Source organism: Paenibacillus oryzisoli (genome assembly GCF_001653565.1).
GTDB lineage: Bacteria > Bacillota > Bacilli > Paenibacillales > NBRC-103111 > Paenibacillus_E > Paenibacillus_E oryzisoli.
Genome location: NZ_LYPB01000086.1, coordinates 19757 through 34026, shown reverse-complemented (window position 1 = coordinate 34026; position 14270 = coordinate 19757). Strand labels below are relative to the sequence as shown.

15 protein-coding genes are annotated in these 14270 nt (G+C 47.8%); 2 read left to right on the top strand and 13 right to left on the bottom strand.

Annotated elements, in window-relative coordinates; genetic code table 11:
• Nucleotides 1–7: 7 nt before the first annotated feature.
• The 6 genes from A8708_RS26895 to A8708_RS26870 all read right to left on the bottom strand — a co-directional run bounded on the left by A8708_RS26895 (nucleotide 8) and on the right by A8708_RS26870 (nucleotide 4605).
• Entirely contained in the window at nucleotides 8–688 is a 681-nt protein-coding gene (locus A8708_RS26895; RefSeq protein ID WP_068668765.1) for an SOS response-associated peptidase, read from the bottom strand.
• A gap of 146 nt (nucleotides 689–834) precedes the next feature.
• A complete protein-coding gene (locus A8708_RS26890; protein WP_068668763.1) occupies nucleotides 835–1359 on the bottom strand; it encodes a hypothetical protein in 525 nt (174 codons plus the stop codon).
• Nucleotides 1356–2633: a DNA polymerase IV gene (locus tag A8708_RS26885; RefSeq protein WP_068668761.1), complete on the bottom strand. Its 1278-nt coding sequence runs from the start codon at nucleotides 2631–2633 to the stop codon at nucleotides 1356–1358. Before A8708_RS26885 ends, A8708_RS26890 begins: the two co-directional genes overlap by 4 nt.
• Nucleotides 2630–3001, bottom strand: coding sequence for a hypothetical protein (locus A8708_RS26880; protein WP_068668854.1), 372 nt, complete (start codon nucleotides 2999–3001; stop codon nucleotides 2630–2632). The genes A8708_RS26885 and A8708_RS26880 overlap by 4 nt, the downstream gene beginning before the upstream one ends.
• Before the next feature lie 753 nt (nucleotides 3002–3754).
• On the bottom strand, nucleotides 3755–4117 hold the full coding sequence (locus A8708_RS26875) for a cyclic-phosphate processing receiver domain-containing protein (RefSeq protein WP_204787644.1): 363 nt from the start codon (nucleotides 4115–4117) through the stop codon (nucleotides 3755–3757).
• Between the two features lie 128 nt (nucleotides 4118–4245).
• Nucleotides 4246–4605, bottom strand: a complete 360-nt coding sequence (locus tag A8708_RS26870; RefSeq protein WP_068668759.1) for a hypothetical protein — start codon at nucleotides 4603–4605, stop codon at nucleotides 4246–4248.
• A gap of 604 nt (nucleotides 4606–5209) precedes the next feature.
• On the opposite strand from A8708_RS26870, the gene A8708_RS26865 reads away from it, so the two are divergent.
• The gene (locus A8708_RS26865) at nucleotides 5210–5584 is read left to right on the top strand and encodes a DUF3992 domain-containing protein (protein ID WP_068668757.1); all 375 of its coding nucleotides are present in this window, start codon (nucleotides 5210–5212) and stop codon (nucleotides 5582–5584) included.
• 31 nt (nucleotides 5585–5615) lie between these two features.
• The gene (locus tag A8708_RS26860) at nucleotides 5616–5957 is read left to right on the top strand and encodes a DUF3992 domain-containing protein (RefSeq protein ID WP_068668755.1); all 342 of its coding nucleotides are present in this window, start codon (nucleotides 5616–5618) and stop codon (nucleotides 5955–5957) included.
• 50 nt (nucleotides 5958–6007) lie between these two features.
• On the opposite strand, the gene A8708_RS26855 is transcribed toward A8708_RS26860, so the two are convergent.
• The 7 genes from A8708_RS26855 to A8708_RS26825 all read right to left on the bottom strand — a co-directional run bounded on the left by A8708_RS26855 (nucleotide 6008) and on the right by A8708_RS26825 (nucleotide 14246).
• A complete protein-coding gene (locus A8708_RS26855; RefSeq protein ID WP_068668746.1) occupies nucleotides 6008–6652 on the bottom strand; it encodes an S-Ena type endospore appendage in 645 nt (214 codons plus the stop codon).
• A gap of 109 nt (nucleotides 6653–6761) precedes the next feature.
• A complete protein-coding gene (locus A8708_RS35045; protein WP_082927832.1) occupies nucleotides 6762–7832 on the bottom strand; it encodes a hypothetical protein in 1071 nt (356 codons plus the stop codon).
• Nucleotides 7833–8093: 261 nt separating this feature from the next.
• Complete coding sequence (locus tag A8708_RS26845; RefSeq protein ID WP_068668745.1) at nucleotides 8094–8381, bottom strand: stage VI sporulation protein F; 288 nt, start codon at nucleotides 8379–8381, stop codon at nucleotides 8094–8096.
• 811 nt (nucleotides 8382–9192) lie between these two features.
• Nucleotides 9193–9459 (bottom strand): DUF1294 domain-containing protein, encoded by a 267-nt coding sequence (locus A8708_RS26840; RefSeq protein ID WP_239696864.1) that lies wholly within the window; start codon nucleotides 9457–9459, stop codon nucleotides 9193–9195.
• A gap of 96 nt (nucleotides 9460–9555) precedes the next feature.
• Nucleotides 9556–11601, bottom strand: a complete 2046-nt coding sequence (gene recG, locus A8708_RS26835) for an ATP-dependent DNA helicase RecG (protein WP_068668744.1) — start codon at nucleotides 11599–11601, stop codon at nucleotides 9556–9558.
• A gap of 2 nt (nucleotides 11602–11603) precedes the next feature.
• The gene (locus tag A8708_RS26830; protein WP_068668743.1) at nucleotides 11604–12464 is read right to left on the bottom strand and encodes a DegV family protein; all 861 of its coding nucleotides are present in this window, start codon (nucleotides 12462–12464) and stop codon (nucleotides 11604–11606) included.
• Between the two features lie 45 nt (nucleotides 12465–12509).
• Complete coding sequence (locus tag A8708_RS26825; RefSeq protein WP_068668742.1) at nucleotides 12510–14246, bottom strand: DAK2 domain-containing protein; 1737 nt, start codon at nucleotides 14244–14246, stop codon at nucleotides 12510–12512.
• Nucleotides 14247–14270: the final 24 nt, after the last annotated feature.

Genomic DNA, 14270 nt, shown 5'->3' with positions numbered 1-14270 from the left:
CAACCTTTTAAAACAACAGACTTATTGGCTCGATACATTGCTCATCATCATTACGTACATTCCCTACCCGGCTAGACACTGGATACGCCATCATGAGCTCCGAGGGGTATGGCTGTAGAAGCGGACGAAGTTGGTCAACATTCTTCCTACTGCGGTCTAACCAAGCAGCCTCCTTCTCTCGTGGCAAAATGACCGGCATACGCTCATGAATATCCTTCATCATCTCGTTCGATTCCGTGGTGATGACCGTACATGTCGAGATACGCACACCTTCGGGTGATGTCCATGTATCGTAAAGCCCTGCCATACTGAACAGTTCCTTGCTGCGCAGCATGATGCGCATAGGCTGCTTATGCTTGCCGCCGCCTTTCCAATCATAGAAAGAATCTGCTGGAATTAGACAGCGTTTGCGTTCGAATGGCTTGCGAAAGGCAGGCTTGTCCGCCAAAGTTTCGGAGCGCGCATTGAGCATCTGGTAGCCAACTTTCTCATCTTTGGCCCATTCTGGAATCAGTCCCCAGCGCAGTTCGCCTAGCTTATTTCGCTGCCCATCATGAACAATCGCCATCACCTGCTGACCGGGCGCAACATTATATTTAGGACTATATCTCGGCATAAAAGTATCATACATATCGTAGCGCAGCATCAACTCTTCTAACGTTACGGTGATCGTATAGCGTCCGCACATAGCTAAACATCCTTCTCCTTCACACGGTTATCCATTCTCCTTTCTCCATTATGGAAAAAAGATAGGCTTACGTCAATTCGTACAGCCCGAAGAACCGATATTCTTCAGGCTGTGCGAAGGGGCGCTAGCGTTATATTCAGGCTGATTCACGATTTTTTCTTCGCTTCCTTCTCTAACACACTCACACGCGGATCCGTCCCGTAAATAGTTGTGACCAGACTGTCAGCATAGCGGCCGATTCTTGCCCCAATTTCAGCACGCATATAGTCCCGGGTCATCGTAAATCGATCTTCATGCTCGCGGCACCGATACCGGTAACGGATCATCTGGTCGTCTTTCTCCTCTTCCGCGACATGCATGTCATTCTCGAGCATATAGCGCTTTACTTTCGCTAAATCGGCGTACATATTCTTGGCCAGAACCTGAGCTACCTTCGAATAGAGGGTCCTTAGCATCTCGGAGGAGCGTTCCACTTCGCTCGCCCTTCTCACAATAATCGTATGCATCACTGGCAGTAGCACAGATTCTCGTATAATACTAATATCGTCCGCTGTCGGGCGCTTCGTAGGAACCGGTTTGTCATGACGCTGACCCTGAGCTGCTTCCCGATGCTGGGGCAACATCATGCGGCTCGACTCCCATAAACCGTTATTCTGCAATTTTTTGCTCATTTATAATGACCTCCGATTTTGAGCGAGCGAACCTTCGCTTGGCCAGCTGTCGTCAAGGAGGACGCCCGAACAATTGCCGCATTGCCGAACCGATCCTTAATGCGATCCGTTACCTTCTCCAATTCACGTGCCTTCACTTGATCTTCAAAAAGCGTGAGCTGATACGTTTCATCGTCCACGAACTGACTTAACATAACACCTGCACGACGCACTGGCATCGTGTCCCAGAATTTATAGAAAAGCTGTTTCACAGCTTGAAATACAGTACCGGTATGATTCGTCGGGTCCGGCATCTTCATCTGTCGTGAGAAGCCTGTCGGCGCATCAAAAGGACTGCACATGCAACTGACCGTCACGATAGACGCCATATAGCCTTTGCGCCGGCAATCCCGGCACACCTCCTCCGTCAGCTCCATGAGGATCGTATTCACTTCTGACGATTCTGCATAGTCCCTCGGCAGCGTCATCATATGCCCGATTGACTTCGGCGGCGTATCGAACGTACCCGGCGTGACTGGACTGTCGTCCAAGCCGTTTGCCGTTCGCCACATCACCTCCGCGTGAATGTCCGACTGCTTGCCGAAACGCGCGCGAAACTTCTGCTTGAGCTGCGGCAGCGGCGTTCGTGCCACATCGCCAACGGTATACATGCCCAACTTGGCAAAATGAGCGGTCATCCGCGAGCCAACTCCAAACATCTTGCTGACGGGCTGCTCCCACAAGCGTTCCTCAATAGCGGAGGGTAGAAGCGTGAAGATGCCGCTCGCATTCTTTTTGGCGAAAATATCTGTTGCTATTTTGGCTAATATTTTATTTGAGCTAATGCCCACGCGGACTTTAACGCCTGTTTGCTTGAGCACCTTATGCTGCAAGGTCTCAGCAATTGTTATCGCATCTCCGAAATGCGGAATGCTTCCCGTTACATCCAAAAACTGTTCGTCGATACTGAAGATTTCAACTAGATCCGTAACTTCCTGGTAAATTTCAGTTATTTGCAACGAAACATTAATATAATGCTGCATCCTCGGCCGCATAACAATCAGCTCAGGACACTTCTTCAGCGCTTCACCCAACCGTTCAGCCGTGGATACACCATATGCTTTGGCAACAGGGCAGGCGGCCAAAATAATGCCTGACCTGAGCGCAGGATCTCCTGCAACGGCAACCGGCTTATTGTCTAGTCCTGGATGTTCAGCCTTCTCTACACTTGCGTAGAAGCTCTGACAGTCCGCCAGGAAGATCGTTCGTTCCCCACCCTTGTTCCCCTTACTCATCGCAATTCCCCCCGCATATTCATCAGCATAGTCATCAGCTCAGCCTTGACCAAACTACGAAGCATCGTGAAATGATGAATGTAACCTCGAACTTTGTATTCAACTTGGATTCCTAAAGCATTCATTTCCGTGCGAATTACCTTAATCTCTCGCTGTTTCATCTTGTTTTTCAACTGTTGCAATTCTGGATAAATCCCCATCTCAACCTCTCTGAGATAGAATAGAATATGATTATAAACGATTTTATCTTTATAAACCTTCAGCTCTTCCATATCTCGTGCTAACATATCAAGCAAAATCGGCAACAATGTGTATTCCTTGATCATTTGAACATCCTCTTCTGTCTCTACTCTTGATGAACCATTCATGTTCTCACCACCATATGCGAACATACATTCGTTTTTCCATATTATATACCGAACAGGTATTCGTTATGCAAGTGGTTTTTTAAATATATGGGTAATGGATAAAAACACCAAAAACCCAGATGAACTCTGGGCATAATTATGCGAAATCAAAAAAACCATTCCTTTCTTTCTAGGAGTGGTTTGTCTTTATACGATGGTGTCCATCGTCTTACACCTCATGGTGCTGGCAGATGTTATGTAATAGCCGCGGCTCACTACCGTTGTCACTTTATATATTGTTCTGCTACGTATCCATCCAAAAATGTCTCTTGGATTAGCGGACATATTTTCCCATAGATCATCGTGGAATACATACCACTCAAAGGGGCTTACCTTATTTACTCTTTCAGATGAGAATCAATCGGTCCAAAATCTCCACAAGAAATTATTAGCTCCACACTGTTCGGCATTGAGAAAAAGCCCATTGTTTGGGAAATATATCCTTTCTCGCTGATCGACATGTATATGATAGCCGTTTGTAAAATCATTATGAGCCAGTCTTAGTAACTCTTGTGCAAAACCAATTAATCATGGACGACATCAGAATCAACCGTCGCATACCATTGACTTCTTGTATCTCCCCAATCTTCTTTTCTCCATTCCAACAATTCACCAAAATAATCAGCTACTTGATTTTCAATTCTCCAATGTTCAGAACTCGGTCCATTGAAATCATTTCATATACGTTTCATCCTGTTCTCCTTAAAATCAGAACTATCCTGAATACTTGTTTACAGTAATTGAATAATGGTATATCTCAATATCCTCATCAATAAATCCTCTACGTTGTGCTGCTAACAATGTTTCATACATATTATTTCGACCTACAGGGTTATCTGTATGTAAGTAAATTTTGCTAGCCCTTAAACCATTCTCACAAAAGTATTTAACGAAATCGTAACCATTACGTAATTCGTTTCCATTCTCATCTTCGCCTAAGTCATGATCAAGGGATAATAGTTCTATTGAATGCTCTTGAAAACATTGTATGGCTTCTTCGATTGTTCTTGCGACAATAAAACCCTCTGGGCAATCCCTTAAATCATCTAGATAAAGATTGACCTTCACTGAAATCACCTCTGTGATAGACTACCAGTTTGAATTTCTTCGATGGTGAATTAAATTACCTCACACTTCTATTACAAAATCTTCTAATACATAACTTAATTTTTAAATGATTAATGATTCAGTGCGTTACCAATTTTTCAAGTATTAGCTGTTCCCCAAACAACTGATATGTAAGGTTTTGTCCTTATAGTTAAGGTTTTAAGGCGTTCATCATTGAATAATACTAAAATAAATTCCGAGTTTCCTTGTTTTTTTATTTCTATTCCATAAACCTCTTCTAATGCAAGTTCTAATATGACCTTGTTTTCTTGATGCCATCTCATATAAACATATGAGATACTTGGTTCTATATCAATCTCTAACACATCAGTTTCTCGTTTTAGAATGAACCTCCATTGTTTATAGTAGTCAGGAACATCCAATTCCTCTAAGGTTAATTGTGGTGGTTCACATTCAAAAATATCGATAAGTTCGTGTTCTTCTGGGAAAATCTCCATCCTTTGAACCACCTTGCTATGATTAGTAGAATCGTGCTTAAATTACTTCCTCCTAGCTAATCCAAACATTACACTAGCCAAAATAATGAACAATATGGCTAGCCCCCAACCAACTAGACCTGAATAAGGCATTTATATCCTTTGCAGCCACGCTGAACATGACCGATGCTGGAATCAATAAAAAGCAAATCACTATATACTTCTGATATGTATCGTTCATTTATTTGCTCCAATCTTTTACCATTACTCGGTGTATATTCCTTCCCCTTTTGGGTTTACAATGCATATCTGCCGATTCGTGCGTGTGTGTGCAAGTGACCAGTGTGTTTTTCTTATTCGACGTTGTGTTCTCATATTCCTTGGCTGTCCAAGTAACGGAACCAAGCCAGATAATGTTGTAAATACTCAGTACAAAGTACACTGGACTCGGATAACTGACAGCCGGCAGACGCATACGAACACACTTCTCCCCTGCCCCTCCCCTTAAAATCTCCCCCAATATGTCATATTAAATATTCGTTATTCAGGCGAATGTCCAAGCGTGCAGGTGATTGCCTGCATTAAATAGTTTAGAAACAACAAATAAACGGAGGTTTTCTTAACTATGGCATGCGATAATTCGGCTACAGCTTTAACTTGCTGCTCAGAGAAAAATTTCGTACAGGATAAAGTATGTGCGCCATGGACTGGCACAGTAGTTGCCGCAGATGTTGACATCGTCGCTTACACAAATAATATTAATCCGAACTTAGTAGGCACAGGGTATGTGAAATTTGATACAGGACCTGCTGCGATTACGTTGGATGTATTAAATAGTGCAGGTGCTTCCATCTTAACGGCTCCGGTTTCCATTGAACCTGGAACAAGTCTGGCTTTTACTTATCAACGCTTCGCCACTATACAGTTAACACTGGATGGAGGAGACGCCGGTTTGTATCAGGGCGAATTTTGCATCACAACCCGTTACTCCATTCAATAACGCCATTTAACAACTAAAGGAGGTACTCATCATGTGCTCTTGTAGTAACACAGCGCTTAGCTGTTGTTCAGAAAAAACCTACGTGCAGGATAAAGTATGTACGAATTGGCTGCTGCCTGCAGCGGGTACGGCCACTGTTTACACCGATAATATGGCAACTTTAATTAGTGGCACTGGATATGTCAAAAATGAAATCGGGACCGCGGCCATTACGGTAACATTCCTCCGTTCGGCAGCTCCGGTCATGACAGCTATCACGGTACCAGCAGGAGGTAGCGCTACGTTTACGGTTGGACGTTTCGATACGATTACTGTTACGACTACAGCAGCGGCAAGTGGGGAATTTTGTATAACTGTACGATACAGCATGTAAAATGCACGCTACAATATAGGTGGTTTTTCACTTAACTGTGAGAAACCACCTTATTCATGATCGCAGCATGAAGGTTCGGACTGGATTTGGAGTGTAGTAGAAATGACGTACTTGCCTTCTACATACCCCATTTCATCTCCCAGTGAAGAGATCGTTATTGCTTTGACACCTTGGCCTATAAAATTAACGGTACTGCCGGGAGGAACGCTCAGTCTTTTGTTGTCAACGACATCGGTTTCAATGTCAACCTCTAGTGCTTGGGTGCTGCTCGCGCTCGAATATATGCTAATCTGAGCCACTTCAATCTTGGAATCCACATCCATCTCCCATATCCGGAATCCAGGCTGATTGCCTTGAAGGAGTATATTGCCGCAGCATTCCTTATTAATCGTTGTTGGCGGAGGTAAAGGATGGCAATGGGGGGGCTTAGGTGGTGGACAAGGTCTAACCATTGGGTTATATATTAGCTTTGGATTCAGGTTCCACTCCGGCTTTGGCTTATTGGTTGGATAGCGGCTGCGAGAACAAGGTAGAACGGAATGTGTGCTCCTCGTCGTCGGTTGACGATAACACCGCTTTTTCTGCTTTGGCCTAGTGACTTTCCCTTTGTTTAAAGAAAGGCAGGAAGACGATGTTTTGTGAACGATGCTCAGCTCTATAAACTTTTTCCTCGTCCTGGATTTCTTCTTGATCACAAAGCCTCCTCCTCCCTCGAAACGTCCATTCCTTGTGCATACTTATAGTAGATGAATGTTCCCCCTCAATGGTTATACATGTTTTGGATTTATTTCAACTATAAATAGACTAGGCAATCTGGTGTATCGACCATACAACTCCCGTCGTACCATTTCCTATGTTAATCGAAATTGTTAATCCCGCTGCATTGTAGAATAGACCAACAACATCGCCCGCCGTCAAAATAACGTCCCCAGCCAATGTTATTTCACCCGTTCCCAATACTGCCCGTAAAGTTAAAACCAATGCGACGTTAACATTCAAAATAGGCAGAAAACCGCTCACCAAATTGACGGCGGAAGGAGATGTGCGCTGCACGGCAAAAAAAGGATTGATCCCCGCGCCTATGCCCACACTGACAGCTGCAGTCGTGGAGTAGTTAACCGTTGCTAGTAACGTGTACCTCCCTGTTGTCGGTGCCGTGAAGTTGCCTGTAACTGCGTTAAAATTGGCATTGCCATAATACGGACTAGCCGTCGACCAATTCGTAAGCTGTGTGCTTGTTGCAATGGATAGTGTAGATAAAAATGCCGAAAATCCATTTGTAGCAAAATTCGGTCCGGTGGCTCCTGTTGCACCTGTGGCACCGGTTGCTCCAGTTACTCCCGTGGCTCCTGTTACTCCGGTAGTTCCCGTGGCTCCGGTCGCTCCTGTTGCTCCTGTGGCTCCAGTCGCACCTGTGGCTCCTGTTACTCCTGTTACTCCTGTTGCTCCTGTGGCTCCATTCGCACCTGTTGCACCAGTCTCTCCAGTTACACCTGTTGCTCCTGTTACTCCTGTTACTCCTGTTACTCCTGTTACTCCTGTTACTCCTGTTACTCCTGTTGCTCCTGTTGCTCCTGTGGCTCCTGTTACTCCTGTTGCTCCTGTTGCTCCGGTTACTCCTGTTGCTCCTGTTGCTCCGGTTGCTCCTGTTGCTCCTGTTGCTCCTGTTACTCCTGTTGCTCCGGTTGCTCCGGTTGCACCAGTCTCTCCAGTTACACCTGTTGCTCCTGTTACTCCGGTAGTTCCTGTTGCTCCTGTTGCTCCAGTTGGACATACGCACGGAATGCCACTGCAGCTTAACGCAACTGAACATGAACAATGTCTATGTGATCTTTCTTGAAATTCGCCCTCACCTGCTGGACCGCAATAATTCACGAAGCATACCCTCCCTAAGGCAAACCATGCAAGAACCTTCCTTGCTTCAAACAACTTTATTACTAGTAAATGAATTTCTGCCTAATATGCTTGTACTCATGTCTCTCCTCGGATAAAATGTACCCTGACAAAAAAAGGCCTTATGGAGTTTATCCAAAGGCCATAAGCAGCTATTTAATTAGATGTAGTTGTCCCTCCGAACAGCCAAAACGCCACAATAGAGCATCTCACCGCTCCACATGTGGCGTTTTCATCATGCAACTATCGGAATATAGTCCATAATTTAATCAAATGAAACGTGTTGTTCGGATCAATTTTTTGCGCCAAAATAAACGTTAAGATCTGGTGTGTCTGGGTCCCGCTGAGTTTCTCTCCAAAAATACCTGCGGCAAGACCGATTAAACGCGTAACCTTCGCCGTGTTTTGTAAATCTGCTTTTGTGACGCCTTGCAGCAGCATTTTGATACGTTCCTTCACCTCGGGATTTTTCAACTTGAACTTTACTCGCTCCACGAGCGCAGGATCGATGCCATATTGCTGATAACTCATCCCCGCACCTCCGATACCCTTCATGCTCTATCTTATGAGTGAATATGGGCAAACTTGCCTGAAGACGATGCATATAAGATAAACCAAAGACCAGTTTTACGCGGGACAACATATTTAGCAAATTTCTCCTCTATGCAAACGCACGTAAATCTGAGGTGGCGGGGTGCCGAGGCGTGACGTCAGGATCAAATAAATGGAAAAAATACAGTTAAACTCGAGCTATTTATTAAAAATTAGCAATTAACTGGATTTTATGCATGTATTCTATTCATAAATTCGAAAAACTGCAGAAACCATTGATTTTACCTACATAATTTCCATCTAATCTTCAATTACGGAAGTTTTCAGCGAAAATAGCTGGACTTTTTCCAGTTATATCGTTAGGAGTAGGTGCTCGGCGNCGGGGTTCGGGGTTCGGGGTTCGGGGTTCGGGGTTCGGGGTTCGGGGTTCGGGGTTCGGGGTTCGGGGTTCGGGGTTCGGGGTTCGGGGTTCGGGGTTCGGGGTTCGGGGTTCGGGGTTCGGGGTTCGGGGTTCGGGGTTCGGGGTTCGGGGTTCGGGGTTCGGGGTTCGGGGTTCGGGGTTCGGGGTTCGGGGTTCGGGGTTCGGGGTTCGGGGTTCGGGGTTCGGGGTTCGGGGTTCGGGGTTCGGGGTTCGGGGTTCGGGGTTCGGGGTTCGGGGTTCGGGGTTCGGGGTTCGGGGTTCGGGGTTCGGGCTACAGGTTACGCCCCAGACCTCAACTGGCCAATCCTCGCTCACCCTCCCACCAACCATAAAAAAACAGCCACCGTTCCCGGTAGCCGTCCCCTTCACTTACATATACAAGGCAATACAAATGACGCAGAGGCAATTTAACGCGATAAGCAGCGGAAAACCTACAACAAACGAAGTATGCTTCGTTTTGTGACGCCACATGCGCATGCCGAGCCAACCGCCTATCCCGCCACCGAGAGCAGCAAGTAGAAACAGGCGTTTCTCAGGGACGCGGCGTCCGCCTTTTTTGGCTTGGCCTTTGTCATGTCCCATTTCAATAAACGTAATGATATTCATCAATAATAAATAAATAAGCAAATAAGTCACGGCCGTACACCTTCGTTCTCCTAAAATAGTGCAACTAACTACTCCTATCTTAAAAGGGAACGCGCTAGGGGTCAACTTATGCTCGTCCATGATCTACTAATCTAGCACTTCGCTGTCAAAAATATGAGCACGCTCCAAATACGCCCTCAGCGGCATAAAAGAAGCCCCCGTCCAGAAGGACGAGTCACCGACTAGCTCGGCTGCATCATCTCGCGCCTGCTCCATGATTTCGAAATCCGCCATCATATCGGCGATGCGGAACTCCGGCAGTCCGCTCTGCTTCGTGCCGAAGAAGTCCCCCGGCCCGCGCAGCTCGAGATCGCGCCGGGCAATCTCGAAGCCGTCGGTGGTCTCCGTCATCGCTTTCATGCGCTCCTTGCCGACCTCCGTTTTCGGGTCGGCGATGAGCACACAGAAAGACTGGTGCTCGCCCCGCCCGACCCGGCCGCGCAGCTGATGTAGCTGCGACAGCCCGAAGCGGTCGGCGTCGTAGATCACCATCAGCGTGGCGTTCGGCACGTCCACGCCCACCTCGATCACCGTGGTCGACACGAGCGCCTCCACGGTGCCTTCCTTGAAGGCGCGCATGATCGCTTCCTTCTCCTGCGCGCTCATACGCCCGTGCAGCAAACCGATCCGCATCTGCGGGAAATGCTGCCCCAATTGAATATGGACGTCAATCGCATTCTGCACGTCCAGCTTGTCCGACTCCTCGATGAGCGGACAAATCACATAAGCTTGCCGGCCTGCGGCCACCTCGCGCTGAATAAAGCCGAGCACACGCTCCAGCATCGCGTGCTGAACCGCGTACGTCTTGATCGGCTTACGCCCTTTCGGCAGCTCACGCAGCGTCGAAACGTCCATGTCGCCGAACGCCGTAATGGCCAGCGTGCGCGGGATCGGCGTCGCCGTCATCGTCAGCACGTCCGGATTCATTCCTTTGCGCCGCAGGATGCTGCGCTGATTCACCCCAAAGCGATGCTGCTCGTCCGTCACAACTAGACCTAACTGACGGAAATACACATCCTCTTGAATCAACGCATGCGTTCCGACCAACACATGGATCAAGCCCATCTGCAAAGAGGCCAGCAGATCCCGTCGCTGGCGGTCTGTGGAGCTTCCGGTCAGCAAAGCGACCTGCAGCCCATACGGCTCGAACAACGTGCTGAGCGAGCGATTATGCTGCTCAGCCAGAATCTCCGTCGGCACCATCAGGGCGCCTTGGTAGCCCGCTGTCACCGTCGCGTACAGCCCGATGGCCGCGACGATCGTCTTCCCCGCACCGACATCGCCCTGCAGCAATCGGTTCATCGCATAGGGCTCCTGCATGTCGTGCAGGAGCTCGCCGACGACCTTCTTCTGCGACTCCGTCAGCTGGAAGGGGAGCGCGCGCACGAAGGCGCGTACAGCAGGCAGGTCGACCCCCTGCTTCAAACCATCCGTGCGGCTGCGCGTCACAACCCGGTAAGCCTGGAGCTTGAGCTGGAAGAGGAACAGCTCCTCGTACACCATGCGCCTGCGCGCCTGCTTGCCCTCCTCCACGCCGCTCGGCGTGTGGATGACAGCCAGCGCCTTGCTGCGCGGCATAAACCCATACTTGCCGGTAATGACCGCCGGCAGCACTTCACTGATCAAAGCGCTGTACTGTGTCAGCGCCTGCCCAATCACTTTACGCATCCATTTCTGCGTAATCGAACCCGCAACCGAATACACCGGCTGGATCGTGCCGCTATTCGAATCCCCTTGTCCGGGAAATTCCGAATCGGACACACTCATTTGCCGCCGCTTGGCATCCCACTTCCCAGTCAGGAGAATCTCCTGCTGCGGTCGCAAGCGATCCTTCAGGAAATGGCGGTTAAACCACACCGCCGTCAACAAGAAATCATCGACCATCACCTTGCAGGACAGACGAGATTTGCCGCTATAGCGCTGCAAGACCGGTTCGCCGATGATATAGCCTTTCACAGTGACACGGTCACCATCTTTCACGCTGGCCAGATCGCGAACCGTGTAGTCCTCATACCGGAACGGAATATATTCCAGCAAATCCATAACCGTAAAAACGCCCATGGCGTTTAGCTCAAGTGCTTTTTGAGCGCCGACTCCATGGACTTCACGTACTTGACACTGATTTAAATCCATCTTTACACCGTACTTACGAAGGCTGCAATCGTACCTGGTCCAGCATGTGCGCCAATCACTGGGCCTAGGGTTATATAATCCACGTGCTCCACAGCAAACCTCTGCACGATGGCCTCCCGCAGCCCCTCCGCACCTTCCAAATTATTAGCATGAGCAATATGCAGCGAGCGAATCGTCTTATTCGACACATCCGCCGCTAACAGTTCAAGAATGCGTGCAATCGCCTTTTTGTTACCACGAACTTTATCAACGACGCTCACTTCACCTGCACGATCCAACGAAAGAATGGGCTTAATGTTCAATAAAGAACCAAGAAGCGCCGACGCTTTGCCAATCCGACCACCCTTTTGAAGAAACTCCAACGTATCGACAAGGAAATATATATAAAAGTTCGCTCTCATGTTCTGAACTAACGCTACCACTTCATCGACGCTCTTGCCTGCTTGAACAGCTTCAGCAGCAGCTACAACGAGTGCGCCAATGCCATACGAAGCAGAGCAAGAATCAACGACGTGAACCTTGCCAAGCTGATCACCCTCTAGCAGCGTAGTAGCCAGCTCAGCGGTTCTGTACGTTCCACTCAACACAGAAGATAAATGAATAGAGATGACTTCTGTATCTGGCTCGTTTAACAAGCTTGAATATACATCCAGAAATTCACCAGGTGACGGCGTTGATGTTGTTGGAAAGTGCGCAGATGACGTCAGCTTGCGGTAGAAATCCTCCGACTGCAGCGTCACCGTATCCAAATACTGTTCTTCGCCAAAATTAATTTTGAGCGGCACCATTTCGATGTTCAGCGCTTCTCTGACAGCCAATGGAATATCGGCCGTGCTATCCGTTACAATACGAATATTTGTCACATGGCTCACTCCAATCACGAATTTACACTACCTGCTTGTACGATCCTATTCAACAGAGAATAAGTAAGCATATAAGGGTTGTCCACCAGGATGAAGCTCAATTTCCATGTTCGGATACATCGTCTGGATAAAAGTCTCCAACTCTTCCATGCCTTCTTCCGTCGCATCTTCACCCGTCAGGATCGTTACGATTTCGCTGCCTTCATCGATCATTTCCTCCAACAGCTTCTTGCACGCGTCCATCAGACTTGGCTGTGAAGAGACGATCCGGCCATCTTGAATACCGATGAAATGCCCCTGTTTAATATCGATCCCATCCATGTTCGTATCACGCACGGCATACGTCACTTGACCGGATTTCACACGGCGCAATGACTCATTCATCGCATCTGTATTCGTCCCTGCATCCGCTTTCTCCTGAAAAGCCAGAATGGCTGCTAGTCCTTGCGGAATGGATTTCGATGGGATAACGATAAGAGTTTTGTTATCAACCAGATCAACCGCTTGCTGCGCGGCCAAAATAATATTCGAATTGTTCGGAAGCACATAAATCGTATCTGCATCAATGCTGTTCACCGCGTTTACGATATCCTCCGTACTTGGGTTCATCGTTTGTCCACCAGACAGCACAACATCTACACCTACGCTGGATAAAATGTCTGTAATTCCGTCACCCAGTGCAACTGCAACGAAGCCATACGGCTTATTTGGAGGAGCAACTGGAGTAGCAGGACTCACGACAGGAGCTTCATACCCATGTGTCATGTCTTCTACTATATGTGAATGCTGATCACGCATATTTTCAATTTTGATCCGGCTAAGTGCGCCGTAATTCATCGCTTGATTCATAACCTCGCCCGGGTATTCCGCATGAATATGCACCTTCACGAGCTCTTCATCAGCAACAACAAGGAGCGAATCTCCCAGCTTGCTAAGCTGATCGCGGAATGTAGCTTCATCAAACGTAAAGCCCTTGACCTTGCCTGGAGCAATCGTCAGCATAAATTCCGTACAATAGCCGAACTCAATATCTTCTGTGGCTAAATGAGCTTGTGCCGGCATATGAGCATGCACTTCTTTGGCCAAGTTCATGCCAGGAAGGAGCGATACCTCACTTAGATTCGTATCCATGGTAGCAAAGTCCTCATCAACTTGTACCAATCCGCCGTTTAACGACGTAACGAAACCTTCGTAGACGCAGACAAGTCCTTGGCCGCCCGCATCGACAACGCCGACCTGTTTAAGGATCGCAAGTTGATCTGGTGTTTTGGCTAGTGCTTCCTTCGCTCTCCCCAAAACCTCATTCATCAAATCCAATACATCATTGCTGCGACGGAATTGCACGGCATGTTTAGCAGCTTCCTTGGATACCGTCAGAATCGTGCCCTCAACTGGTTTCACAACAGCCTTATATGCTGTTTCTACGCCTTGCTGCAAGGCAGCGGCGAATTGCTGACCATTCACATTTTCAAAATCATGCACATATTTCGCGAAACCGCGGAACAATTGGGACAAAATCACACCAGAATTGCCTCTTGCACCCATCAGTAACCCTTTGGACAATGCATCAGCTGCTTTCCCAATATGAGAAGATGGCTTCTTCTTCAGTTCCTCACAGCCTGCTGTAAGTGTTAAATTCATGTTGGTGCCAGTATCTCCATCGGGTACAGGGAATACGTTCAATCCATTAACCTTATCTACATTCCTGCGAAGGTTATCCGCACCCGCCAAGACCATGGCAGTGAAGTCATTTCCATTTATTGAAATAAAGCGCTTACTCAAAGTGATTCCCCTTCCTGGTTATCG